General features: G+C 36.4%; 20 protein-coding genes. 5 read left to right on the top strand and 15 right to left on the bottom strand.

Annotated features, from left to right (window positions below):
* Window positions 1–60: 60 nt before the first annotated feature.
* From AC4IFE_RS05610 to rpiB, 7 genes are all read right to left on the bottom strand, one after another.
* Window positions 61–501, bottom strand: coding sequence for a nuclear transport factor 2 family protein (locus AC4IFE_RS05610; RefSeq protein WP_490755502.1), 441 nt, complete (start codon window positions 499–501; stop codon window positions 61–63).
* A gap of 1 nt (window position 502) precedes the next feature.
* A complete protein-coding gene (locus AC4IFE_RS05605; RefSeq protein WP_490755500.1) occupies window positions 503–1,252 on the bottom strand; it encodes an SDR family NAD(P)-dependent oxidoreductase in 750 nt (249 codons plus the stop codon).
* A 50-nt stretch (window positions 1,253–1,302) separates the two neighbouring features.
* The gene (locus tag AC4IFE_RS05600) at window positions 1,303–1,674 is read right to left on the bottom strand and encodes a YraN family protein (RefSeq protein WP_490755499.1); all 372 of its coding nucleotides are present in this window, start codon (window positions 1,672–1,674) and stop codon (window positions 1,303–1,305) included.
* 51 nt (window positions 1,675–1,725) lie between these two features.
* On the bottom strand, window positions 1,726–2,658 hold the full coding sequence (locus AC4IFE_RS05595) for a S66 peptidase family protein (RefSeq protein ID WP_490755498.1): 933 nt from the start codon (window positions 2,656–2,658) through the stop codon (window positions 1,726–1,728).
* Window positions 2,655–3,341: a LysE family translocator gene (locus AC4IFE_RS05590; RefSeq protein ID WP_111953945.1), complete on the bottom strand. Its 687-nt coding sequence runs from the start codon at window positions 3,339–3,341 to the stop codon at window positions 2,655–2,657. Before AC4IFE_RS05590 ends, AC4IFE_RS05595 begins: the two co-directional genes overlap by 4 nt.
* 64 nt (window positions 3,342–3,405) lie before the next feature.
* Window positions 3,406–5,559: a ribonuclease R gene (rnr, locus tag AC4IFE_RS05585; protein WP_490755497.1), complete on the bottom strand. Its 2,154-nt coding sequence runs from the start codon at window positions 5,557–5,559 to the stop codon at window positions 3,406–3,408.
* 414 nt (window positions 5,560–5,973) lie between these two features.
* A complete protein-coding gene (gene rpiB, locus AC4IFE_RS05580) occupies window positions 5,974–6,408 on the bottom strand; it encodes a ribose 5-phosphate isomerase B (RefSeq protein WP_426048222.1) in 435 nt (144 codons plus the stop codon).
* 554 nt (window positions 6,409–6,962) lie between these two features.
* On the opposite strand from rpiB, the gene AC4IFE_RS05575 reads away from it, so the two are divergent.
* On the top strand, window positions 6,963–8,153 hold the full coding sequence (locus tag AC4IFE_RS05575; protein ID WP_490755496.1) for a phosphoglycerate kinase: 1,191 nt from the start codon (window positions 6,963–6,965) through the stop codon (window positions 8,151–8,153).
* A 72-nt stretch (window positions 8,154–8,225) separates the two neighbouring features.
* On the opposite strand, the gene AC4IFE_RS05570 is transcribed toward AC4IFE_RS05575, so the two are convergent.
* The 7 genes from AC4IFE_RS05570 to AC4IFE_RS05540 form a co-directional block, all read right to left on the bottom strand.
* Window positions 8,226–9,104: a C1 family peptidase gene (locus AC4IFE_RS05570; protein ID WP_490755494.1), complete on the bottom strand. Its 879-nt coding sequence runs from the start codon at window positions 9,102–9,104 to the stop codon at window positions 8,226–8,228.
* Window positions 9,105–9,650: 546 nt separating this feature from the next.
* A complete protein-coding gene (locus AC4IFE_RS05565) occupies window positions 9,651–10,472 on the bottom strand; it encodes a class I SAM-dependent methyltransferase (RefSeq protein WP_490755492.1) in 822 nt (273 codons plus the stop codon).
* A gap of 115 nt (window positions 10,473–10,587) precedes the next feature.
* Window positions 10,588–12,450: a tRNA uridine-5-carboxymethylaminomethyl(34) synthesis enzyme MnmG gene (gene mnmG / locus AC4IFE_RS05560; protein ID WP_490755491.1), complete on the bottom strand. Its 1,863-nt coding sequence runs from the start codon at window positions 12,448–12,450 to the stop codon at window positions 10,588–10,590.
* A gap of 150 nt (window positions 12,451–12,600) precedes the next feature.
* The gene (gene ybeY, locus AC4IFE_RS05555) at window positions 12,601–13,020 is read right to left on the bottom strand and encodes an rRNA maturation RNase YbeY (RefSeq protein ID WP_490755489.1); all 420 of its coding nucleotides are present in this window, start codon (window positions 13,018–13,020) and stop codon (window positions 12,601–12,603) included.
* A gap of 4 nt (window positions 13,021–13,024) precedes the next feature.
* A complete protein-coding gene (locus AC4IFE_RS05550) occupies window positions 13,025–15,181 on the bottom strand; it encodes a patatin-like phospholipase family protein (protein WP_490755488.1) in 2,157 nt (718 codons plus the stop codon).
* Between the two features lie 2 nt (window positions 15,182–15,183).
* Complete coding sequence (locus AC4IFE_RS05545) at window positions 15,184–17,631, bottom strand: bifunctional UDP-N-acetylmuramoyl-tripeptide:D-alanyl-D-alanine ligase/alanine racemase (protein ID WP_490755486.1); 2,448 nt, start codon at window positions 17,629–17,631, stop codon at window positions 15,184–15,186.
* A gap of 287 nt (window positions 17,632–17,918) precedes the next feature.
* Window positions 17,919–18,506: a thymidine kinase gene (locus tag AC4IFE_RS05540; protein ID WP_490755484.1), complete on the bottom strand. Its 588-nt coding sequence runs from the start codon at window positions 18,504–18,506 to the stop codon at window positions 17,919–17,921.
* Between the two features lie 61 nt (window positions 18,507–18,567).
* Between AC4IFE_RS05540 and AC4IFE_RS05535 the strand changes: the two genes are divergently transcribed.
* The 4 genes from AC4IFE_RS05535 (at window position 18,568) to fabG (ending at window position 23,177) form a co-directional block, all read left to right on the top strand.
* Complete coding sequence (locus tag AC4IFE_RS05535) at window positions 18,568–20,070, top strand: DUF8457 domain-containing protein (protein WP_490755483.1); 1,503 nt, start codon at window positions 18,568–18,570, stop codon at window positions 20,068–20,070.
* A 2-nt stretch (window positions 20,071–20,072) separates the two neighbouring features.
* Window positions 20,073–20,747, top strand: a complete 675-nt coding sequence (gene rsmI, locus AC4IFE_RS05530) for a 16S rRNA (cytidine(1402)-2'-O)-methyltransferase (protein ID WP_223557891.1) — start codon at window positions 20,073–20,075, stop codon at window positions 20,745–20,747.
* A 5-nt stretch (window positions 20,748–20,752) separates the two neighbouring features.
* Window positions 20,753–22,261 (top strand): WG repeat-containing protein, encoded by a 1,509-nt coding sequence (locus tag AC4IFE_RS05525; RefSeq protein WP_490755482.1) that lies wholly within the window; start codon window positions 20,753–20,755, stop codon window positions 22,259–22,261.
* 172 nt (window positions 22,262–22,433) lie between these two features.
* The gene (fabG, locus tag AC4IFE_RS05520; RefSeq protein ID WP_490755946.1) at window positions 22,434–23,177 is read left to right on the top strand and encodes a 3-oxoacyl-[acyl-carrier-protein] reductase; all 744 of its coding nucleotides are present in this window, start codon (window positions 22,434–22,436) and stop codon (window positions 23,175–23,177) included.
* A 94-nt stretch (window positions 23,178–23,271) separates the two neighbouring features.
* On the opposite strand, the gene AC4IFE_RS05515 is transcribed toward fabG, so the two are convergent.
* A complete protein-coding gene (locus tag AC4IFE_RS05515) occupies window positions 23,272–24,312 on the bottom strand; it encodes a GMP reductase (protein ID WP_490755480.1) in 1,041 nt (346 codons plus the stop codon).
* Window positions 24,313–24,320 lie beyond the last annotated feature (8 nt).

Raw genomic sequence — 24,320 nt, 5'->3', positions numbered from 1 at the left:
TCCTTATTTTAAGCTAATTAAAAATTGCAGAAAGCGAAGTTGCTTTAAACTTATGCAAATTTATGGCTTTATTTCGATACTCTGCCGGCTCCAGAGTTTCCACACAGCATTCTTTTTTACCCAGATCTCCAGCAAAGCCAGTCTCATTTCGAAATCCTGATTTTTATATGTTCCTAAAACATTTATTTTTCTCCTGATACTTGCTATATTTTTATACCTTTTGATCTCGGAGAGTTCTGTTTGCCGGATGTCTTTATAATTCACTTTTTTTGATGAAAAATCTTTTTTGAAATCTTCAAAGTTCTGTACCCAGCCGTTGGAATGGCCGAAAGACACATCCGGAAGCAAAAGATCAATTACTCTTTCATCATTATTCTGCAAATAGGTATCCAGCAGTTTAATATTCTCAAACAGATTGTTATCTTTTTGAAGGTTGCCTGCATTTTGACCATTCCAGAAAGTCAGTGAAAACAGCAGTATAAAAACTGATATTTTTTTCACCTTACTTTCTGTAAATCGTTCTCGGCTCACTCTGCGCACTAGGGTAGATGGTCATATCTGAAACCATCACATGTTTTGGTGCATTGACGCAGTAAGCAATAGCATCAGCAATGTCTTCAGCTTTCAATGCTTCATAACCGGTATACACGGTAGCCGCTCTTTCACTGTCTCCTTTGAATCTGACAAGAGAGAAGTCGGTCTCTACCGCACCTGGCTGAATATTGGTCACTTTGATCCCAAATTCTGTAAGTTCCAGGCGCATTCCTTCAGAAATTACATCAACTGCCTTTTTAGTTGCACAGTAAACGGTTCCGTTGGCGTAAGTCTGCCTTGCAGCGACTGAACTAATGTTTACAATATGCCCGGAATTACGGTCTTTCATAGAAGGAATAATCATTTTGGAAACGTATAACAGCCCTTTTACATTCCCATCGATCATAGAATCCCAATCATCTGTCTTTCCGGCAGAAAGAGGATCCAAACCGTGTGCATTTCCTGCGTTATTGATAAGAACATCAATTGTTTTCCATTCTTCAGGCAGGGAACTGATTGCTTTTTCCACCTCTTCAAGATTCCTTACATCAAAATTTAAACTAAATATTTCAGTAAATCGAGAAAGTTCGGTCTTCAAGGATTCCAAAACTTCATTTCTTCTTCCACAGATAATGATTCTGTTTCCCTGTCTGGCCAAAAGCTCTGCCGTAGATTTTCCTATTCCGGAAGTGGCTCCGGTGATGAGTATTGTTTTCATTGTATTGTAAAATGTATAATTATACAAAGCATCTTAATACTTTATACTTTTTAGTTTGCATCCAATGCTTCAAAAGCATCCGTTATATGTTCAATTGTGAGTTTCTTTTTTTCATCGGCAAGAACAGAGATAATATCAAATCTCACTTCATTGTTCCTGCTAAATTCTTCAAGGTAATGGTTAGCGGCCGTAACGATAGACTTAATTTTTGTTTTCGTAACCGCTTCCTGAGGCAGCATAAAAGCATCTGTAGAACGTGCTTTTACCTCAACAATAATGATCAGACTTTCTTTTTCAGCAATGATATCGATCTCTGCTTTCTGAAAACGAAAATTTTTCGTAACAATCCTATAGCCGTTCTTCTGGAGATATTCAGCGGCAAGATCTTCTGCTATTTTACCGAAATCATTATGAGTCGCCATCTTTTTTGAGTTTGAGAGTTTGAGAATAGGAAAGCGTGGACCCCTTTGATATCAATTAAAACTTAACTTTACCATATCTCCGACCTTGATATTAGCTTTTCCTCCTATAATCAGAGGTCTGTTATCTTTAATGTGCCCATTCGGAAATCCGAAAACGGCCGGGAATTTATATTTTGAAATTCTGTCAGAGATTAGTTTATAGGCAAATTCATCGAAGCTTTCCTCATAGCTTTTATTCTCTTTTTCATCTCCCATATTGGTCATTCCACCAACGATCAATCCTTTTATTTTATTAAAAACTCCGGCTAATTCCAGAGTCATGATCATTCTGTCCAGAGCATAAAAGTTTTCACCGATATCTTCAATGAATAAAATTTTATCTTTGAAATCAAAAGAATATTTTGTTCCCAAAAGAGCGTAGATCAGGGCTAAATTACCTCCGACCAAATCTCCTGCACTATTTCCTCTTTTATTAAATTCATGAGATTTTAATGTATATTCAGGACGTTTTCCTTTTAAAATATCAAAAATCAGATCATAACTTTCATCTGTAACTCCAAAGCTGGAGGTTTTCATGGTTTGTCCGTGAACAGAAGCAAAACCTTTTTTCAATAAATAGCTTTGAATAACGGTATTATCAGAATAACCAATGTACCATTTCGGGTTTTCTGTAAAGTTTTTCAGCTTTAAGTGCTGAATCAGATGCTGACATCCGTAGCCTCCCCGTGAGGCCCAGATTGCTGAAATATTTTTATCATTTAAAGCCCAGTTGATATCTTTAATTCTTTCCTGTTCTGTCCCTGCATAATTATATCCATTTGAATATTTAGTATAAAGGTGCTCGCCTAAAACAGGCTCAAAACCTTTGCTTTTAATCATTTCTATTCCTTTTTCAAGCTGGGAAGCATCTACAGCTCCGGCAGGGGAAATAACCGCTATTTTAGAACCTTTTTTAAGGGGTTTTGGAAATATTATTTTTTTCATTCTGTTTTTTGGTACTTGATTTCTTTTTTCTCAGCTTCTTCCAAACGCCTGTCGAACTGGTTGAATTTCTTAAAGCTCTGCAGAAAGATGAAGAAACTGAAAACAATAAGAATCCCGCCAACGATTCTTCTGATCTGGTTGGCAAGCTTCTGGGTAAGTTTATCGTGAAATTGTTTTGCTAAGAATATTTTCGCCAGGTCGATACACAAATAGGTACCGATGACAATGCTCACATAGAGTATAAAACTGCTTGTATCAGGGTACTGGTTTCTTACGGAGATAACCGTAACCAGCCAGAAAAGAATAACCCCTACATTTAGAAGATTAAAGAAAAAACCATTGAAAAACGTTTTAAAATAGTTTTGTCCAATGATCTTTTCTTCACCGGGCATATGCATTTTGGTCCTGGTGACCATCATAACGATCCCGTATACAAAAATAAGTATAGAAGTAATCCTGTAAAATCCGGGATGCTTATCTATTAAAGTAACAATATCTGCACTTGCATAATATGCAGCAACAATGCATAATAAATCTGCCGTAATGACTCCAAGGTCCAGTGCCAGAGCATGTCTTGGCCCTCTGGTGAAGCTGGTCTCAATTAAAAGGAAAAAAATAGGTCCTATAAAAACCAGGCTCAGCATAAATCCTAAGACAATAGCAGATAGTACAAGTTCAAACATTCAATAGTATTTTAAATGAAAAAAATTTCATCCCATTAATACAAAGTTAGACTTTATGATTTAATTAATCAACAATCTTAAAGTCTAACTGTTTTTGAATAAGGTTCGCTTTTACTACTTTGATCCGAACCTGATCTCCTAACTGATATTTTTTGCCGGTTCTGCTCCCATACACCGCATGGGTCTTCGCATCATAAGAATATGAGTCATCTACCAGATCCCTTAATTTGATTAATCCTTCAGCCCCGTTTTCAGGAATTTCAACCCAAAATCCGAATTCTGCCACCCCTGAAATAACCCCTGTAAATATTTCTCCAAGATGTTTTTCCATAAATTTCACCTGCATAAACTTGATGGAGTCCCTTTCTGCATCAGCAGCCAGTCTTTCCATAGAACTGCAGTGCTTTGCCTTGTCTTCCAGCTCCTGCTTGCTTGGAGACTTTCCTCCATCGAGATAATGCTGTAAAAGACGGTGGGCGAGAAGGTCAGGGTAACGTCGGATAGGAGAGGTAAAGTGACTGTAATATTCGAATCCTAAACCATAATGGCCGATAGGCTCTGTAGAATATACCGCTTTGCTCATACTTCTCATGGCCAGTGTTTCGATCATATTTTCTTCTCCTTTCCCTTTAACATCAGCAAGAAGCTTGTTCAGGGATTCTGCAACTTTTTTGGTGTTGTCAAGGTTCATTTTGTATCCGAAAGTAGAAACAAAATCTCTTAATGCTTCCAGTTTCGCAGGATTCGGATCATCGTGGACCCTGTAAATAAAGGTATTGTTTGTAACACCGCCCTTACTGTTCAATGATACAAATTCAGATACTTTTTTATTGGCTAAAAGCATGAATTCTTCGATCAGGTGATTGGAATCTTTACTTATTTTAAAGTATATTCCGATCGGCGAGTTGTTTTCATCCAGATTGAATCTTACTTCACTTCTGTCAAATGTAATAGCCCCGTTTCTTACACGTTCGTCACGCATAATTTTGGCTAACCTGTCAAGGGTATTTATTTCCTCTGCAAGGTCTCCCTGGCCTGTTTCTATACGCTCCTGAGCTTCTTCGTAAGTAAATCTTCTGTCTGAATGAATCACAGTTCTTCCGAACCATTGTTTCTGGATCTCAGCTTTATCATTCATCTGGAAAACTGCAGAGAAAGTATATTTATCTTCATTAGGGCGAAGTGAGCATACATCGTTACTCAAAACTTCCGGAAGCATAGGAACCACACGGTCTACAAGGTATACCGAAGTCGCTCTGTTATAGGCTTCATCATCCAGAATAGTTCCCGGAACCACATAATGTGAAACGTCTGCGATGTGTACACCGATTTCCCAGTTTCCGTTTTCCAATTTTCTGATCGAAAGCGCGTCATCAAAATCTTTTGCATCCTTAGGGTCAATGGTAAAGGTACAGATATCACGCATATCCCAACGCTTTGCAGCTTCTTCATCGGTGATCCTTCTGTCAATTTTATCTGCATCGAGCTCAACTTCCTGTGGAAATTCATAAGGAAGACCATATTCTGCAAGAATAGAGTGGATCTCTGTTTCATGCTCACCGGGAGCTCCCAATACCTGGATGATTTCTCCTTCAGGATTCTTATCACCGGGCTTCCATTCTGTCATTTTTACCACGACTTTATCACCGTTTTCAGCACCTCCGAATTTAGATCTTGGGATAAAGATATCCGTGTGAATGGATTTTTTATCACAAACCACAAATCCAAAGTCTTTATGGGCAACCACCTGAAATGTTCCTACAAATTCAGTTCTTGCTCTTTCCAGAACTTCCAGTACGGAACCTTCCAGTTTTTTTCCTTTGAAATGATAGGTCACAATCAGGACTTTATCACCCTGTAATGCATCTTTCACATTTTTGGAATGGATAAAAATATCATCTTCCACACCTTCTACATTAACATAGGCATTTCCGGATTGGTTAAAATCAATGACTCCTGTTAAAGTTCCTGCAATCTTCAGATTCACGATATATTTTCCTTTTTCCACTTCCTTGATCTTTTCAGAACCCTGAAGTTTGTGAAGGGCCTGAATTACCAGTTCTCTCTGGCGGGGATTTTTATACTCTATTCCGTCTGCAATCTGCTTATAATTATAGATTTTAGACGAATTGGCATTCATGAAACGCAGGATCAGTCTTCCGATCTCTATGAGTTTCTGTTCGTTTTTATGGCTTATATATTTACCTTTTCTTGGCATTTTTAATGTTATTTAATTGTTATTATTGTAATAATCTGTTTTTGAAATATCTGTAACTGCAGAGTTTTTAAATTCAAAATAATAGGACTTCTGTTTTATTATTTTTACCTCCGACTAATAGACATTTGAATAAAATCACTTTCAGGATTATTACCTCTTTATGGATACTGTCTTTATATTTTACTATTAATTCAACAGCATCAATTTTCTTTCCAATTTATTTACAATGGAAACTTAGTCTGTTAAAATTACTATAAATATGGAGAAGAGAGAGAAAACCTTTAAATAAATATCTTTTAAATATTTCAGGTTATGTATGGAAATAATAGACTGGTAAATTTCTATTAGCTGCTGCAAAGATACAAAATTAAAAATAAATAAGGCCTGCAATTTGATTTACAGGCCTTTATATATTTAGCAAACAGCAATTTTATCAACTCTGTTTTGGTGTCTTCCACCTTCAAAATCTGTGGAAAGAAATTTCTCTGCAATTTCTATAGCCACTTCCTTAGATATAAATCTTGCCGGCATTGAGATCATATTGGCATCATTATGCTGTCTCGCCAGGACCGCAATCTCCGGCATCCAGCAAAGCGCACATCTGATCTTCTGATGTTTGTTCGCTGTGATCTGAACTCCGTTTCCGCTTCCGCAGATCAATATTCCCAATTCGTTTTCACCATTTTCCACAGATGTTGCGGCAGGGTGAACAAAGTCCGGATAATCCACACTGTCTGTGGAAAACGTGCCAAAATCCTGAACATCAAATTGTTCCGAAAGATAGTTCTTAACAATCTCCTTGTATTCATAGCCTGCATGGTCTGCAGCAATAGCTATTTTTCTTTTCATAATACCTGTATTAAGTCTTTTTAGATTTTATTTCATGACAAAGGTAAGAATAATAACAAAGTCTGTTAGTTAATCCATGGTAATTTGTGAAAAGGTATGTGAATAACTGTGGAAAACTTTTTCCAACTTTCTGTTTTTAAAGATGAATTTATTTCGTAATGGGAAATGTATTTGAAAATTTTAACCACAACTTTCAAAATGTTTTCTCCACTTAATCCAAAGTTTTTCCATAATAAAATAACTAATAATGGATTTGTGGCAAACTTACTCACATCTGTTAATAAGTCTGTGAAAAGACAGATTTACAAGATATTACAATGTGAATTAAATATGAATTGAATAAAAATTATTTGTTACCAATTATTTCGATAAAACTTATCCCCGAAACTAACAATACTCAACAACAACTACATTATTCTTTTCTTTTAAAGAGAAAAAATTGTTGATTAGTGGGTGATTGGGTTGGGGGAAAGTTTTCAGAAACTTTTGTTTTATTGGTTCTTTTGAAAATGTTTAAAAGCTTACATTTGTGAAACGAAAATTCAAAGATACTTATGAAAACAATCAATGATTTCAATTTTAAAGACAAGAAAGCTCTGGTAAGAGTAGACTTCAATGTTCCGCAGGATGATCAGCTAAAAGTAACAGATAATACAAGAATCGCCGCTGTAAAACCTACAGTAGAAAAAATTCTTAATGATGGAGGTTCTGTAATTTTAATGACCCATCTTGGGAGACCTAAAGGCGAAGTAAAAGATGAATTCTCTCTTAAGCATATCGTAGATGAAGTTTCCGCTGTTCTAGGAAAGGAAGTTAAGTTTGTGGATGAATGTATCGGGGAAAAGGCTGAAAAGGCTGCTTCTGAGCTTCAGCCTGGTAAGATCTTATTGTTGGAAAATCTTCGTTTTCATAGTGAAGAAGAGAAAGGTGATGCAGGATTCGCTGAAAAGCTTTCAAAACTTGGGGATGCTTTTGTAAATGATGCATTCGGGACAGCTCACAGAGCACACGCTTCTACAGCAGTTATTGCTCAATATTTTGAATCAACTAAATTTTTCGGTTTATTGATGGCTAAAGAACTTCTGGCTATTGATAAAGTATTAAGAAAAGGAGAGAAGCCTGTAACTGCAATACTTGGAGGATCTAAGGTTTCAACTAAAATTACCATTATAGAAAATATACTTCCTGCAATAGATAATCTGATCATTGGTGGAGGTATGGCGTTTACTTTTATTAAAGCTTTAGGCGGAAAAATTGGGAACTCACTGGTAGAAGAAGATAAGCTTCCTTTAGCTCTTGAGATTCTAGGAAAAGCTAAAGAAAATAAGGTTAAAGTATATCTTCCTTCTGATGTTATTATTGCGGAAGCTTTTAATAATGATGCGGAAAGAAAAGAAGCAGATATCTATGCTATTCCTGAAGGATGGATGGGACTTGATGCAGGTCATAAATCAAGAGACCAGTTCAATGACGTATTGCTGAATTCAAGAACAATTCTTTGGAACGGACCGATCGGAGTTTTTGAAATGTCAAATTTTGCGGGCGGAACAGTTGCTCTGGGAGACAGTATTGCTGAAGCAACAAAATTAGGAGCTTTCTCTTTAGTAGGAGGGGGAGACAGTGTTGCGTTTGTAAAGCAGTTCGGTTACGATGATAAAGTGAGCTATGTTTCTACAGGTGGAGGAGCGATGCTTGAAAGTCTGGAAGGGCTTGAGCTTCCAGGTATTGCTGCAATTAATAATTGATAGATTAATAATTTATATATATAAGAAAAACCAGCTATCAGCTGGTTTTCTTATTATAATCTTTGTTTATTTTTATTGTACATAGGCTACATAACATTCATTGATGGCTCCTTTAGTTGTTTTTGCAAAAAATGAGTAATCAATCCAAAAATATCCGTTACTTCCCCAGGAAGAACCCCAAGAATTTTGCACTTTAAAAGCTTGTTTTGCATCATCATATCCTATCACACAAATTGCATGTCCTCCATAAGTTTTTCCTGAATGTGATTTCCAAATCCATCCTGTAGAACCCATATTATAGAAACTCTGATCTACAGTTACTGCTATAATTATTGGAAGTTTCATACTTAATAACGTTTTTATATTCGTTAAATCACTTTTATTTACAGTAGCCCAACTAGTAAGTGTATGTGTGCTTGCTGCCTGTTTCTGCGTAGTATTAGGCTGTGTAGAACATTCAACATCTGTATAAGGCATTTCTGCCCAGCTGCATACCCCTTGATTTTTTATTAAATCTAATCCGGAACTAACATAAGATCCTCCTGAACAGCTGCCTATTTTTATCTGATTATATACATATTCCGGGCTTCTTGGTTCGGTAACACCTTTAAAGTTATATTCTAATGCACTTGTTGCTGCATATGCTGTTGCCCAGGCAACACAAGATCCTTCTGAGCCCTGGTCTCCAATTGCTGAGCCTGTTATGGTAAAGCTTGATGGTAAAGTAGCCAGTGCAGAAGTAGCGGTTTTCCCTAGATATTTTATAGTTAAGGCATTGACATCAACTTTTTGAAATGATTCATATGTTTCCTGATCAACAAATTTTGCACCTAAGGAATACATTTGAGTAGATTCGGGATTATTAGCCAGATCAGTTTCTTCTGAAGAATTGCTACATGAAGAAATTGAAAGCATTCCTAATGCTACAATAAAAAATTTTAGATTTTTCATAATATGATATTTTAAATAATTCATATAAATTTAATATTAATTCGTTAATATTTATTAATAAATGATGTTTTTATTTGATAAAATGTATATTTTACTTAAATTAATAACATTAATATTAATGAATGATTGTTTATAATTTAATATGTTTAAATTATTTTTTAAAATATCAGATAACTAGAATATTTTTAATATTAATTAATTTTATAACAGAAACTGTATTTTATCTGTTACCCATTAAGTATTATACCCATAAAAATAAGATTTCAGTAACTCAGTAAAAATTTTATCTTCAGAATATAGATACAAAAAAGATATTGTTATAACCAACTCTATGAAATTTAATTTATAGAAATAGGGGAATTAAAATTATAATTAATTTGGATTGTTTTCAGATCAAGAATTTGAATTCAAGAAATTGGTTTATTAAAACAAGTAATCTTTAAATGAATAAAAAAAATAAAACTCTGGAAATTTTCCAGAGTTTTTGGTTTTTTATCTTGAAATTGGTGAAAATTGACCTTCAGAAATAGCTCAAAAATCGATTTTCTATTTTTTTTCGATAATGTATATCAAACTTGAAAATTCGTTGGAAAAAAGTGCCTTTACATTGGAAATCGTTCCGTAGACCACTGCTTTTAACCAAAAAAGAGGTGATTTTTTATATTTTTCGCTTAGCATGGAGATGTAAAATGAGTCAAGTACTAAAGGTTTGATTTTTCTCATTTTCCAGTTCGGTTTTCTGGAAATTAAATTTTCCATACCACTTTTTGAAAAATGATAAATATGTCTCGGTACATCATAAGCTGCCCAATATTCTTTGTAATGTTTTGCATCATAAGAAGTAGGGTTGGGAACGGCTATAATGAGAAGTCCTTTATCTTTTAATTTTCTGTGAAAAATTTCAAGCATCTCATCCTGGTTTTCTACATGTTCGAAAACATGCCATAAAGTTATGGCATCCAGGCTGCGATCCTGAATAATCTTGATATCATCAATTACAGTGGCTTTGGATATTTTATGGAGGGCTGCTTTTCTGGCATCGGCATCAGGCTCAAAGCCAAAGGTTTCAAAATCATTTTCTATATATTTTATAAATTCTCCGGCACCGCAACCATAATCAAGAACCTTTGATCCTTTTTTTATTCTGTCTGTGAGAATATTCTTTTTGTATTGCAGATTAAAAGACTGTAAGAATTTATAAAGCTTTTCTTTAAAACTTCCTGAATCCTGATGATGGGAAATATAATCTTCGCTTTCATAATATTTGGAAATATTGGATGGAATAGGGGAGGTTTTGAAAACCCCTTTCGTTTCTGTTTCTTTTATTTCAAATATTTCCTGTGAAAGAAAATGATCCTTTATTCTCATGAAATGATATCTTGATATTTTAAAAATAAGGGAATTTATATAATATATTTTAAATCCATAAACACCCTTATTTTTGCTTTTAATTTATAAATGTTTCACGTGAAACATTTTTGTTTTAACGTCCTAAATAGACCAGTAAAACGTTTATATCGGCTGGAGAAACACCACTTATTCTACCTGCCTGTGCAATAGTCTTCGGTCTTACATTAGACATTTTCTGTTTTGCTTCTGAAGAAAGACTGGAAAGGCTCTTATAATCAAAATCTTCCGGAATTTTTATATTTTCCAGACGGTTAAGTTTAGCTACATTTTCTTTTTCCTTTTCAATATAGCCTTTGTATTTGATATTAATCTCCGCCTGTTCTCTTACTTCATCATCATATTTTGAAGAAAATTCTTTAATAGCATCAATACTATCAAGTTTTTCTAGTGTAATATTCGGTCTTGTAAGGAATTGTGCCGCTCTGTAAGCCTGATCTACTGGATTACTTTCAATGGTTTCCAATATAGGGTTAATAATGCCCGGCTTTAAAGAAGTTTCTCTTAAAAACTCTTCAAGCTCCTGACTCTTAGTGACTTTCGTTTGCATTTTCCTTAATCTGTCTTCTTTGGCAAGACCTAAATGATAAGCTTTTTCTGTAAGCCTGATATCTGCATTATCCTGTCTTAATAAAAGTCTGTATTCTGCACGGGAAGTAAACATTCTGTATGGTTCTTCCGTACCTTTTGTAATCAGATCATCAACCAGAACTCCAATATAGGCTTCATCTCTGTTCAGAATAAAATCTTCTTTTCCGTGTACTTTATTATGTGCATTGATACCGGCAATTAAACCTTGTCCTGCAGCTTCTTCATATCCTGTAGTACCGTTGATCTGGCCTGCAAAATATAAATTGTCGATCAGTTTTGTCTCTAAAGTATGCTTTAATTGGGTAGGAGGGAAGTAATCATACTCAATGGCATAACCGGGACGGAATACTTTTACATTTTCAAAACCAGGAATGTGCTTCATAGCTTTGATTTGTACGTCCTCCGGAAGAGAAGAGCTGAATCCGTTTACATAGATCTCCACAGTTTTCCATCCTTCCGGTTCTACAAAAAGCTGATGTCTTGTTCTTTCTGCAAAACGGTTGATTTTGTCTTCAATACTTGGACAGTATCTTGGTCCTAAACTTTGGATCGTACCATTAAACATTGGGCTTCTGTCGAAACCTTCACGAAGAATATCATGTACCGTTTCATTGGTATAAACGATATGGCAGCTTAACTGTTTTGTTAATTTAGGAGTATCTGTATAGCTGAATTTTTGAGGGTTTTCATCTCCTTTCTGCTCTTCCATTTTAGAATAATCCAGGCTTCTTCCGTCTACTCGGGGAGGAGTTCCTGTTTTCATTCTTCCTGCTTCAAAACCTAAGCTTACCAATTGTTCTGTAATTCCGAATGCTCTTGGTTCGCCCATTCTTCCGCCTCCCAATTGTTTATCACCAACGTGGATTAATCCATTAAGAAATGTTCCGTTGGTCAGAACAACTGATTTGCTTTTTATTTGGATTCCTAAGGAAGTAACCACTCCGGTTACTTTATTATTTTCTACAATAAGCTGTTTCACCATATCCTGAAAGAAATCAAGATTGGGTGTATTTTCTAATGCCAGTCTCCACTCTTCTGCAAAAAGCATTCTGTCATTCTGAGTTCTTGGCGACCACATCGCGGGTCCTTTGGAAAGGTTCAGCATTTTGAACTGGATGGCGGATTTATCTGCTACGATTCCGGAGTATCCTCCCATCGCGTCAATCTCTCTTACGATCTGTCCTTTTGCGATTCCTCCCATTGCAGGGTTGCAGCTCATCTGTCCGATGGTCTGCATATTCATTGTAACAAGCAGAGTCTTTGAACCAAGGTTCGCGGCCGCAGCTGCAGCTTCACAACCTGCATGTCCGGCACCTACTACGATTACGTCATATGTTTCTGAAATCATTTTTATATTGCTTATTTAAAGCCTTTAATTTTAATATTTTCTATGAATGTTTCACGTGAAACATTTTTAGAGAATGTGCTCCAGATGAGCTTTTATTGTGGCTATAATTGAACACTTTACGGATTATTCTTTAAGTGATTCTTCAATTTGTCAAGGATTTAATTCCTTAAACTTAGCCAGGTATAAATCTTCCATTCTCCGCATCTCTTTCTCTTCCGCTTCTGTCTTATCTTTGTATCCTGCGAGGTGAAGGATTCCATGGGCCAGGACCCTTTTTAATTCTTCTTCGTAATCTCTTGACAGGGTAGAAGCATTGTCTGAAATTCGCTGCAAAGATACGAAAATCTCTCCGCTTATTGTTTTCCCTTTTACATAATCGAAAGTGATGATGTCGGTATAATAATCATGCTGCAGATAATCCTGATTGATCTTAAGCAGATATTCGTCATCGCAGAAAATATAATTGATTTCGCCTAGTTTTTTTCCTTCTGAAAGAATAATATCTTCCAGCCATTTTTGATAATCTGTACTCACAGATTCCTGTAAATTTTCGTAAAAGAATTGTATCATTGTATTAAAACCAGTGTCCTAAAATAACACTGAATATGCCTTTTTGATTGTTTTTAAGTGAATGGCTAAAGTTGACCTTGATCTGTCCAAACGGAGATTTATATCCGGCAGTAAGTCCTACTGAACTATAATTTACTTTAACTGCATCTTCAAAATTGATATCATCCGAAAGATTGGCAAAACTAAAATTTCCGCTTAAAAAATAGTTTTTATTGAATTTGAACTGAAGATCATTGGAAACAAGAATTACATTATTGGTATTAAGCTGAGCAAAATAGAATCCTCCAAAACTTTTGAAATTGATCATATTCTGTTCAAAAATTCCGCCGAGTCTGTATTGGTAAAATTCCGGAAGATTGTCACCGATGGTAATGCCGCCATACAAATTAAGTCGGTAGGAAAATTGCTTTGAAATTGGAACATTAATCCTGATATCTGCTTTAACCTGTATAATTCTTTTTTCAACCTCGGACTTTAAAAGATCGATCACCTTACCTTCTGCATTGATGTAGATGCCTCTGGAAGGGAAGTCTTTGTCATTCTGGGTATCACTTTTTAGGAAAACATACGGGTTTAAAAAACGCATATACCTCTCATGCTCGCCATTTATTTCAGCTCCGAAATAATCATGGCTGATCCCGCCTCCGATGGCAAATTTATCTTTCCATACAGACTGTATAAAGGCTTCATTCCTGAACCATTCCCATTTATCCACAACATTGTTATCTATATTTTTAAGGTCAAAGCTCATACCGGAAGAGTAAATACCGAATCCAGGAATATATCCGTTATCAATAAAATAATTCAGATAATATCTCGGTTTATCGCCTACGACAACATCAAGTGAAAGGTTTGAATTTTTAAATAAAAGTCGCTTCCCTGAATAATTCAGAAGAAGACCGGTCTTGAATACTTCATCATAATGAAGCCCAACCTTTAAAAAATGACGAGCTTCATCTTCCGTGACGTAAAGCTTAAGATAGTTGGCATCATTTTCCGGAATAATATCATAGTTGATGAAACGGTAATTATTGGTAGCAACCAGTTTATCGATCTTTTTGTTGATAGAGCCGTAAGTCTGCATAGAAGGGAGTCGTAGTCCCATTTTACCCAAGACGTAGTTTTTACCGTAAATACGGCCCCCATCCAGGGAAATGCTGTCAATCTTATACACATTGGAATATATGGGATTTACACGCTCTCTAAGGCGGTCAAATTCCCGTTTGGGAAGCTGATCCAGTACAGCAGTGTATTTCATACCTTCCGCATAGCCGCTGTCAAGAATTTTTTTCTTCTCATCATAACTGGTGGCAGACATTCCCTTAAGATTCGGTTTAATATTAATATCGGTGTATTTATATTGTTTTCGGGTGTCTCTTTTTATTCCGAAGTCAATAACCTGATTCAGGATTGATATAATATTGTTTAAATCCTCTCTTTTCGACAAATCCTGATTAAGGTCCACACCGATCACGATATCGATCCCTTTGTCCTTTAACGGCTTTGAAGGATAATTTACCGTCATGGCTCCGTCTATATAAATGCTGTCGCCAATTTTTACAGGATCCATCAAAGAAGGAAAGGCAGAACTGGCCATTATTGATTGTACCAGATCTCCTTTTTCGAAAATTTCCATATTACCGCTTTCCAGATTGGTAGCAACACACATAAAAGGAATAGGTAGTTTGGAGAAATCATCAATATTGGAAACATTTTTGAAAAGTTCCTTAAGCAGGTATACGTTTCTCTGTCCTGAACTGATGGAGGAGGGAAGGGATATCTTACCGTTTTTTAAAGGAATGGACAAAAGGTACTTATCGACGGATTTATTAAAGAAAGAAGTTTCCTGCCTGGATTTCGGATCCATGATCAGAGAATAGAAATCCGTGTCCATTACGATCTTTTCTATTTCTTTTCCGGAATATCCGGAAGCGTACAGGCCGCCCACAATAGCTCCCATACTGGTTCCGGAAATGTAATCGATTTTTACTCCCAGTGAATCCAATACTTTCAGTACTCCGACGTGTGAAAAACCTTTGGCACCGCCACCGGCAAGAGAAAGGCCGATTCTTGGATTTTTTGGAATAACCAGATCCTTTTTCACTTGAGAATGGATCATCAGGAGTTGGAATACGAAGAAAAGGAACAGGAGTTTTCTCATAACTAGTCTTTTATATATATCCGTTTCACCCGGGGCGAAATGGAAGTTAACACTTCATAGGTTATTGTTTTGCAGTAGCCTGCAAACTCTTTTAAACTTGGTTTTGCATTAAAAACGGTGACTGTATCACCTTCTTTTACATTAGGAATCTGATCTACGTTGATCATCATCATGTCCATACAGATATTTCCGACAATCGGGGCCAATGTTTTACTAACGCCCACATTTCCAACCTGGTTTCCGATCAGTCTTGGAATTCCGTCTGCATATCCTAGAGGAATAGTAGCGATCTTTACTGCATGATCAGCTTTATACTTTCTGCTGTAGCCGACAGATTCGCCGGTATCAACCGTTGAGATCTGTGAAATTACGGTTTTAAAGCTGACGACAGACTGAAGCTGTTTTTGTATTTCACTACAAGGTGATTCACCAATCATTCCGATCCCGATTCTCACCATATCATACTGATGTTCCGTATAACTTGTTATTCCGGAAGAATTCAGGATGTGTCGGAGAGGAGCGTAGCCCAGTTTCTCAATCAGATAGCTTGAATTCTTTTCGAAAATCTCGAACTGTTTGTATGTAAATTCCCTTTCTTCTGGCATATCAGAAGAAGAAAGGTGACTGAATAAGCTCTGAACTTTTACATTTTTATGACTTAAAGTTTCGCTTAGCTCATCCAGTTCAAAATCTTTAAAACCAAGACGGTGCATTCCCGTCTCAAGCTTGATGTGTATAGGATATTTTTTATCATAACCTGATTTCTGTACGGCTTCATAGAATAATTCCAAAACCCTGAAACTGTAGATTTCAGGTTCAAGGTTATATTCAATAATAGCTTCGTAGCTGTGCTGTTCAGGATTCATTATTATGATAGGTGTGGTAATGCCTTTTTTACGCAGTTCTATTCCTTCATCGGCATACGCAACACCCAGGTAATCAATGTGATGGTGCTGTAAAAATTCAGAAATTTCGTAGCTGCCCAATCCATAAGCATTTGCCTTTACCATAGCCATCATTTTCGTTCCCGGTTTCAGCAGGGATTTGTGATAGTTGATATTGTGAAGAATGGCATTCAGATTGATCTCAAGAACAGTATCATGCTTTCTGAGTTCAAGAATATCTTTCAGTTTTTCGATCTCAAATTTTCTTGCTCCTTTAAGCAGGATGATCTGGTTTTCAATTTCTGTAAGATGTTTACTGTCAATTAATTCCTTAGTGCTGACGAAAGTAGAAGTTTTAGATTTAAATAAATCACTGAATTTTGATATTTCATCGCCTATAAGGAACACAGAATCAAAATTCTGGTCATTCACAAGCTCGGAAACTTCTTCGTAAAGTTCTTTAGAATTGGAATTAACGCCTACAATATCGGTTAAAACCAAAGATTTCTTAGGTTTCTTATATTCATTCAGAAACTGAAGGGCAGTTTTAAGGGAATCTAAGTCCAGATTAAAAGAATCGTTGATAACGATATTGTTTTTAATACCTTCAATAGCTTCCAGACGCATTTCTACAGCTTTTAAAGAATTGACCTTTTCGATGATCTTTTGATTATCGATATTCAGCTCTTTTAAAACAGTAATCAAAGCCAGAGCGTTCGTCAGAGTAGCTTCATCCCTCTGATGGACAGGGAAGGAGATTTCTTCATCAAAATAAACAACCGTAATTTTTTCATCCTTAGAAAGATTTTCTTTTATGAAAACCTGGTTGCCCTTCTTAAGTCCGTAAGAAATTAATTTTTTACCTGAATATAGTTCATGTATCTTTTTGTCAACCAGTGTATTGTCACCATTGTAAATAATGATTTCAGAATCTTTAAAAAGCGTGATCTTTTCATTGATCAGTTCTTCTTCAGATTCAAAATTGGCTGCATGGGCATTCCCGATATGGGTAAGAAGTCCTATCTGCGGATGGAATATATTTTCCAGCTTTTCCATCTCATGCGGCTTTGAAATTCCTACTTCAAAAATTCCAAGCTGGTAAGAACTGTTGATCTGGAGCAGGGAAAGCGGAAGGCCGATCTGCGAATTGAAACTCTTAGGGCTTTTTACAGTCGGAAATTCATTCCACAGACACTGGTAAAGCCATTCCTTTAAAATGGTTTTACCATTACTTCCTGTAATTCCGATAGATTTAAGATGAGAATTTTCGAAATGATATTTTGCCAGCTTCTGAAGGAATTCCACCGAATTTTCAACAATAATCCATGTTACATTTTTAAACTGCGGAAGCTGATGTTCAGAAATAATCACACCAATACCACGGTCAATGGCAGATTCAATAAATTTTTCACCGGAATTCTTGTGCGTATTGATTGCTATAAATGCCGTATTTTTCGTTGAATAAATAATTCTGCTGTCAAACGCTATATTTCTGATCACTACATCTTTATCTCCAATGATCTGTGCATTGGTGATGTCTGCAATTTGTTTTACTGTATAGTTCATTGGTACCCTTTCTTCTTTATTTTGAATTCATTAATGGTGAAAATCGGAGAAAAAACTGAAAATGTTATTTTTAAACCTATTTACCTTTACAAGTTAATTTATTTTTTTTGACAATCGCAATGGTGTAAAATTATTTTTCAAGGTATGGTCGTTTTTAAAGTATGGAAGATCAAAAATTTCAGCTGTCATGGCATCATTTTTAACTTCATCGGAGAAAAAATCCTATGCTTTAAGGATTGATATTGATTACTTTACGTCTTTGCGATAACTGATCTGGTGTGGTTTTACTATTTTTTTCTCAAAAGTACTTCATCAATAAAAACACGGCGGCTTACTGCTTCATAGCTTTCTGTTTCGCCAAGCTCTACCAGATCATTTCCCTGGGAAATTCTCATAGAGTAATTGGCCAGATTACCGGTTCTCTTGCAAATAGCATGCACTTTTGTTACATATTCTGCTGTAGCCATCAGATTAGGCATCGGTCCGAAAGGACGTCCGAGAAAATCCATATCAAGTCCTGCCACAACCACTCTTACACCGCTGTTGGCAAGCTGGTTGGCAATATCAACAATGCTTTCGTCAAAAAACTGAGCTTCATCTATTCCTACCACATCACAGTTAGAAGCCAACAGAAGAATTTCATTGGGATTATCTACTGCTGTACTGCGGATTTTATTCTGGTTATGAGAAACAACATCCTCTTCAGAATATCGTGTATCCAGTCTCGGTTTAAAAATTTCCACGTGCTGGCCCGCCATTTCTGCTCTTCGCAATCTTCGGATCAGCTCTTCGGTTTTCCCCGAAAACATAGAGCCACAAATAACTTCCATCCAACCACTTTGTTTGGAATGATTAATTGTATTTTCTAAAAACATTTGTTAAATTAGCCGTATATTTTTAAGATCAAAAGTAAGCAATTTTAATAAGATTCTTATTATGCAGAACATCCAAGATTTAAAGGAAAAAATTTTTTTTGAATCCAAGAATATCATTGATATTCTGGAGAAAATAAATAACGTAGATGAATTACTTTCCAAGCAGGATCTTGTGGATGAGCTTGCGAACAGGATCTCTTTTTTAAGGCTTCTGGAAAAAAATATCGAATACTTTATAACAGATAATTCACAGCAAAATTCAGAAAATCAATATGTTTCATCAAATCAGGATGATGTCCATGAATCTCATCGTGAGGTGACGGAAGAAGAAGCGATCTTCAATAATGAGTTTAATGAAATTGATGAAAATGAAGGAGATGAATACGGAGTTGCATCAGGGGATGAAGAGGAAAAATTCAACCATCAGCTTGATGAGATCGTAGAAAATGAATTCCACGAAAATATTGTAAATTTTGCAGAAGAAAACTTTGCACAGGACCACGTTGTTAGTGTTAATGAAAAAGTTTCTCACCATGATCTTACAGAGGAGGAGGCTGTTTTTAACAATCAGCTAAACGAAATTGATGAAAATGAGTCTTTCAACGTCAGCGAAAAAGTCTTTAGTTTTGTGGATGAAGAAAGAATCCTTGCTGATGCTGAACCGGATAATGATGAAGGTCTCAATGAAGATTTATTCACCAGTGATCTTACGGAAGAAGAGGTTGTTTTCAATAATCAGTTGAATGAGATTGAAGAAGATGAAGAGAATGTTTCACATGAAACGGATGCTTCAAATGATCCTGAAAACGAAGGATCAGATAATCATCCTGAAGCTAAAATCAAAGAACAAACAGAAATAATCCCAAGCATCTTTGATACGGAAATGCTGGACGAAGAAATGCTGATCGAGGAAAGCGAAGAACAGTTCAGTGTGTCCAATGTAACTGTTGAGCAGGGCGAAATGCTGACAGAAACTTCTAATGTCGAAAGCATTCTCAGCGAAATAAAAAATGATTTTCCTTCAGAACAAAAAGAAGAAACCATCCTTGCAGAGGTATACGACAGAAGGAAAATTGTTGAAATAGAAAAGCCTCTTCACGAAACAGAAAAAACAAAACCATCCTCTGATGAAAGCTTCGAAGATTTGGATGCCTATCAGCAGGAGAAAAAAATAAAATTGGCCAATATCAAAGGATTGAAGGCTGTGCAGACTCTTTTTGATGATGACCCGTTGGAAAGAGAAGTACCGAAAGCAAAGCCCGCTTCTGAAACAAAAGAAGATCAGGGAAGCATTCTGAAAACAAATATTCCAACCCATTTTATGGAGGCTGATAAGGTGAAACCTGAATTCAGACTCGATCTGAATGACAGAATTGCCTTTTCAAAAATGCTTTTTGGTGGAAGCCAGACGGATCTGAATGATACAGTGGCCCAACTTAACAGTTTCAGAAATCTGGAAGAAGCAAAAGAATATCTCAGTGATCTTTATTACGAAAGAAAGTGGAGTAAAGTAGATGAATATGCCCAGAGACTCTGGATATTGGTAGAAAATAAATTCTTATAATTTTGAGCGGAATCTTATATTTTGTTCCCACACCCGTCGGGAACTTAGAAGATATGACCTTCAGGGCTGTAAAAGTCCTTAAGGAAGTTGACTATATTTTATGTGAAGACACAAGGACGTCAGGAATACTTTTAAAGCATTACGAGATCTCCAAACCTTTAAAATCTTATCACCTTCATAACGAGCATCAGGCCACTGAAAAGGTAATTGCTGATCTTAAAAGCGGGCAGAATATTGCCATTATTACCGATGCAGGAACGCCCGGAATTTCAGATCCGGGTTACCTTTTGGCAAAAGCAGGCTCAGATAATAATATCGAAATGATATGTCTTCCCGGAGCCACAGCATTAATTCCTGCCCTTGTAGTATCTGGGCTTCCGAATAATGAATTTCTGTTTGCAGGATTTTTACCCCAGAAAAAAGGAAGGCAGACGAAGCTGAAACAGCTTGCAGAAGAGAAAAAAACCATCGTTTTATACGAAAGCCCGCATAAGATCAATACCACCCTGGAGCAGATCAAAGAATTTTTTGGAGAGGAAACAAAAGCCAGTCTGAGCAGGGAAATTTCCAAAAAGTTTGAAGAGACCAAACGCGGGACCATCAACGAATTAATTGAATTTTCTAAAAGTAAAACTTTAAAAGGAGAGATCGTTCTTATTGTCAATAATTCTATTTAATTTCATTGAAAAATTTAGTTTTCGCACTGTGTTCGTCAGTGTGTATGGCCCAGACCAATCAGTATACCAAGGTTCTTTTATCAAAAAAGATAGGGAAGGAAGCCTATTCCTATTCCGGAGGATACGGAACCGTTTATGATCCCAAAACAAAGACCAGAAGTATTGTAGATTCATTAGGAAATATAACTTTTGAATCGAAATACAGCATTTCACATATATTTAAAAACAGGTTTATTCTGACCACTGAAGAGCCTAATAATAAGACAAAATCAGCCGTCATTGACGAAAAAGGGAACCAGTTGCTCCCTCTGGATGACCAGAGTTTTAATACTCCCTGGATCAGCAAAAAACGCATTATTTCTTCAAAAGAAGGGAAAGAAGCCACATTTGATTATAACGGAAAACAGATTATTCCTTATTTCGACCGGATCCGGCTCGTAACGGAAGACCGTTTTTTTGTATTGAAAGATAAAAGTTGGTTTTTATACGATCTGGAGGGTAGGCAGATCAGCAACCGGGAATTTAAAGAAGATTATCAGTTTGAAAATGATAAAGCATTGATCATCAATGAAGATAATCAGAGTGAAATTATTGGAAAAGACGGACAAACGCTGCACAAATTTTCGGCATACATCTACAGTTTTACTTCATATCCTTTTCTGATCACAAAAAACCGGGCTACAGGAAAATACGGCTTAGTTGATATCGAAGAAAATATCCTCGCTGATGAGATCTTTGATGATGCTTCGCCGGAATATTTTGGAACAAAAGAATATGTTTATCTCAGAAAAAAGGGAAAAACAACTGTTTTTGATAAGAAAGACAAAAAGCTTTATCCCAGCAACTTTAAATATTTAACGCCGTTGTTCAATGATCTCTTTAGTGTCTACAGTGATCAAACAAAGAAATTGGGAATTGTGAACCTTAGGGGAGATATTATTGCTCCTCAGGAATATGATTTTATACAGGGCTTCAGCATTTCAGGGAAAGATTTCATTTATCTTAAAAAAGGAAATGAAGACAAATTTCTGGATAAAGACCTGAAAAGCATTTTGGAGGAAAATACCCGGATCATAGCTTTTTATCCCGATCAGCTCATCATTAAAAAACAGGACAATTATTATAGGTTTTCTGTGCTTGATAAGTCTGTTTCTGTTCTGAAAGACATCGTTTTCATTAAAGAGCAGGAACCTGATTTTTTCAATATTTTTAATCTGTACTCAAAACCGGTAGTCTGCAGGAACAGCAATAATTTGTACGGAATACTGGATGAAAAAGGAAAGGAAATTGTTCCTTTTATCTACGATGACATCATTGTATTTGAAAATTCTGAAAATGAAATTGTCGTAAAAAAGCAGGATAAATATGGGGTGGTAAATTTTCAGAACGAACCTTTGAAAGATATTATTTATGATAAATATTACTGGCAGAAGGAAGTTCTGAAACTGGATAAAGATAAAAAAACGGATATTCTTTATTTTACAAGATTTAAAAACAGCGGCAGCCGTCTTTAGAATATGATAAAAAACAGCGAAAAAATTTCACTAATTTGATGATTTGAAATGCATTGAATAACAATTTATAATATCTTTGCGGACTGCTTAATTAGTATAAAATTAAATATGCTAAATTGCCGTTTTTTAGAGACGGAAGTATTTACCAAGAATATAATTATCAAGAGATATGATGAAACTATTAGAAGGAAAGGTAGCACTAATTACCGGAGCTACAAGAGGAATCGGGAAGAAAATTGCTGAAATGTATGCTGAACAGGGTGCAAAAGTAGCATTTACCTATGCCGGTTCTGTAGACAAGGCTCAAGCATTAGAGGCGGCTTTAAGTTCTGTAACCCAGATCAAAGGATATCAGTCTGACGCATCAGATTACGATGCAGCTCAAAAATTAATCGATGATGTAATGGAAGAGTTCGGAAAGATCGATATTCTGATCAACAATGCCGGAATTACCAGAGACAACCTGTTGTTGAGAATGTCTAAAGAAGACTGGGATCAGGTAATGAGAATCAATCTGGATTCTGTATTTAACCTTACAAAAGCGGTTATTAAGCCAATGATGAAAGCTAAATCAGGATCTATTATCAATATGACTTCTGTAGTTGGGATCAGTGGGAACCCAGGACAGTCCAATTATGCAGCTTCCAAAGCCGGAGTAATAGGATTTACAAAATCTATCGCACTGGAACTGGGATCAAGAAATATAAGATGTAACGCGGTTGCTCCAGGATTTACTGAAACTGAAATGACAGCAGATCTGGATGAAAAAACCCTTCAGGCATGGAGAGACAGGATTCCGATGAAAAGGGCAGGGCAGACCAAAGATGTTGCCAATGCCTGTGTATTCTTAGGATGCGAAATGTCTTCCTATATCACAGGACAAACCCTGAACGTAGACGGCGGAATGCTGACTTAATAATAAAAACAAAACAAAACCGGTTGTACAACACTTGTACAGCCGGTTTTTATTTTTTGCCAGATCGGAAAAGAAAAATCTGCGAGAATCTAATTTAGTCTTTAAATATCTGGTTCTCCTGTTCCTGAACCCTGATAAAAGTGGTTCTCTTAGACAGTTCCTTGAGCTTGGAAGCTCCTACATAAGTACATGTAGACCGTACACCTCCCAAAATATCCTTCACCGTTTCCGAAACAGGACCCTTATAAGCTGCTTTCACGGTTTTCCCCTCTGAAGCACGGTATTCCGCTACTCCTCCGGAATGTTTATCCATGGCCGTTTTGGAACTCATCCCGTAAAACAGTCTGTATTTTTTTCCGTTCTCTTCAATAATCTCGCCGCCACTTTCATCATGACCGGCAAACATACCTCCCAGCATCACGAAATCAGCCCCTCCGCCAAACGCTTTAGCCACATCTCCCGGAACTTTACAGCCTCCATCCGCAATAATGTGTCCTCCAAGACCGTGAGCAGCATCAGAGCACTCAATAATAGCGGAAAGTTGGGGATAGCCAACGCCGGTCTTCACTCTTGTAGTACATACAGAACCTGGTCCGATACCTACTTTGATGATATCTGCTCCCACTAGAAGAAGCTCTTCCACCATTTCTCCTGTCACCACATTTCCTGCCATGATAATTTTATCAGGAAAATTGGCCCTTGCCTTCTTCACAAATCCCACGAAATGTTCAGAATAACCATTGGCTACATCGATGCACAGAAACTCGATTTTTGGGTGCTTTTCGAGGATCAGTCTTAGTTTTTCTTCATCAGCTTTACCGGTACCGGTGCTTAGGGCAATATATTGATAAATGCTTTCAGGCTGGCTGTCCAGAAACCGGCTCCATTCTTCAGGAGTATAATGCTTATGAACGGCTGTAATGATCTTGTCTTTGGCCAGCTCTACCGCCATTTCAAAAGTTCCTACCGTATCCATATTCGCAGCGATCAGGGGAACTCCTCTCCATTTCTTTTTAGTGTGTCTGAAGGTAAATTCTCTCTCCAGGTCTACTTCTGAGCGGGATTTTAAAGTAGAACGTTTGGGCCTGAACATAACGTCTTTAAAACCTAGCTTTATATCATTTTCTATTCGCATTTTGGTGA

This window comes from Chryseobacterium sp. UF-81, from assembly GCF_058245105.1.
Note: the sequence above shows the minus strand (reverse complement) of the source record. Positions and strands in the feature narration are given on the sequence as shown.

Bases quoted from the DNA above. Each gene is read 5' to 3' on its own strand.
- AC4IFE_RS05605 (WP_490755500.1), bottom strand. From the start codon at position 1,252: ATGAAAACAATACTCATCACCGGAGCCACTTCCGGAATAGGAAAATCT.
- AC4IFE_RS05600 (WP_490755499.1), bottom strand. From the start codon at position 1,674: ATGGCGACTCATAATGATTTCGGTAAAATAGCAGAAGATCTTGCCGCT.
- AC4IFE_RS05595 (WP_490755498.1), bottom strand. From the start codon at position 2,658: ATGAAAAAAATAATATTTCCAAAACCCCTTAAAAAAGGTTCTAAAATA.
- AC4IFE_RS05590 (WP_111953945.1), bottom strand. From the start codon at position 3,341: ATGTTTGAACTTGTACTATCTGCTATTGTCTTAGGATTTATGCTGAGC.
- rnr (WP_490755497.1), bottom strand. From the start codon at position 5,559: ATGCCAAGAAAAGGTAAATATATAAGCCATAAAAACGAACAGAAACTC.
- rpiB (WP_426048222.1), bottom strand. From the start codon at position 6,408: ATGAAAAGAAAAATAGCTATTGCTGCAGACCATGCAGGCTATGAATAC.
- AC4IFE_RS05575 (WP_490755496.1), top strand. From the start codon at position 6,963: ATGAAAACAATCAATGATTTCAATTTTAAAGACAAGAAAGCTCTGGTA.
- AC4IFE_RS05570 (WP_490755494.1), bottom strand. From the start codon at position 9,104: ATGAAAAATCTAAAATTTTTTATTGTAGCATTAGGAATGCTTTCAATT.
- AC4IFE_RS05565 (WP_490755492.1), bottom strand. From the start codon at position 10,472: ATGAGAATAAAGGATCATTTTCTTTCACAGGAAATATTTGAAATAAAA.
- mnmG (WP_490755491.1), bottom strand. From the start codon at position 12,450: ATGATTTCAGAAACATATGACGTAATCGTAGTAGGTGCCGGACATGCA.
- ybeY (WP_490755489.1), bottom strand. From the start codon at position 13,020: ATGATACAATTCTTTTACGAAAATTTACAGGAATCTGTGAGTACAGAT.
- AC4IFE_RS05550 (WP_490755488.1), bottom strand. From the start codon at position 15,181: ATGAGAAAACTCCTGTTCCTTTTCTTCGTATTCCAACTCCTGATGATC.
- AC4IFE_RS05545 (WP_490755486.1), bottom strand. From the start codon at position 17,631: ATGAACTATACAGTAAAACAAATTGCAGACATCACCAATGCACAGATC.
- AC4IFE_RS05540 (WP_490755484.1), bottom strand. From the start codon at position 18,506: ATGTTTTTAGAAAATACAATTAATCATTCCAAACAAAGTGGTTGGATG.
- AC4IFE_RS05535 (WP_490755483.1), top strand. From the start codon at position 18,568: ATGCAGAACATCCAAGATTTAAAGGAAAAAATTTTTTTTGAATCCAAG.
- fabG (WP_490755946.1), top strand. From the start codon at position 22,434: ATGAAACTATTAGAAGGAAAGGTAGCACTAATTACCGGAGCTACAAGA.
- AC4IFE_RS05515 (WP_490755480.1), bottom strand. From the start codon at position 24,312: ATGCGAATAGAAAATGATATAAAGCTAGGTTTTAAAGACGTTATGTTC.